This window comes from Roseovarius gaetbuli (assembly GCF_900172365.1).
GTDB classification, from domain to species: domain Bacteria; phylum Pseudomonadota; class Alphaproteobacteria; order Rhodobacterales; family Rhodobacteraceae; genus Roseovarius; species Roseovarius gaetbuli.
Map to the genome: position 1 here is coordinate 1 of NZ_FWFJ01000129.1, position 1,024 is coordinate 1,024.

Sequence of the window (1,024 nt, forward strand, 5' to 3'; positions counted from 1 at the left end):
TCCGACCAAAAACGCTTCTTCTGACCCTTCTTGCCCGCCATATCCGCCCTCAAGATGTCCACTATCAATAGTGGACACTTATCAACACACTCTATGAAATGTCAGAGCAGCGAGGCCGGACGCTTACGGGCGATCACTCGTCAGGGCGCCCTGTCAGGCCTCCAAAAGCTACCCCTCCTCAAGCGCCACCTCATCCAGAAAGGCAGGTTTGCCTCCGTATCGGCCCACGCCATCAGCGAATAAGCCGCCTTCGCACCCTCTTCGCACCCCTGCCAATACCAATCCTCGCCGCCGACATCGCCCGCCGTCACGAAAACAGAGGTCCATCCGTCTCCTGAAGCGGTAATCCCCCCAAAAATTAGTGGTGTTCACAAGTAGAATTTTCTCGGCAAGATATCTGGTAAGCGTCCGGTCTGGCCGCTTTACGGTGCGTTTTTCCACGGCAGCAGGTCATCGACGCGGTTGATTTTATAGTCTGGGATGCGGGCGAGCGTGTCAGCCAACCATACTTGCGGGTCAGGCAACGCAATGGCTCTGGACTTACAGCAATGAGCGCCCCAACATGGGCATCGGCGGCATAACACCCGCTATGAAACTGAAAACAGCTGCGTGATTTCTACGGTTGGACCCCATTAAAAATGGGGGGATTACCGATCCGTCTCCTGCAGCGATCCCTGCCGCAATTTCGGGGTTCATGAAAAGAAAATCGTCGTCATTGTGCGCCACAATCGTCATGGCGCCATCCCGCTGTAAAATAGGCATAATATGACCTCTTAAAGGCTTTGTTATGCGAAAACCGAAAGCGGAATGATTAAATCAACGGTCCCAATCCCATCAGTAGCATAAATACGCGGGCATCCGTCCAGAGCCGAAATGGAAACAGAGTGTTCGCGCTTCGAATATTTTTGCCACTTTTAACGGAACCGACTTGCGGTTGCCAGCAAGGCACAATACATACGCTAAACCAACTGTCGCGGGATGGAGCAGCCCGGTAGCTCGTCAGGCTCATAACCTGAAGGTCGTA

Annotated in this window: 1 protein-coding gene and 1 pseudogene; both read right to left on the bottom strand. The window is 53.3% G+C overall.

The genetic code is table 11. From position 1 onward, the window contains the following. Positions 1 to 422: 422 nt before the first annotated feature. A pseudogene (locus ROG8370_RS19905) lies at positions 423 to 518 on the bottom strand (transposase domain-containing protein); the annotation flags it as partial. A gap of 293 nt (positions 519 to 811) precedes the next feature. Beyond that, positions 812 to 1,024 (bottom strand): hypothetical protein (locus ROG8370_RS20830; protein ID WP_212580145.1); only part of this gene is annotated, 213 nt, incomplete at its 5' end.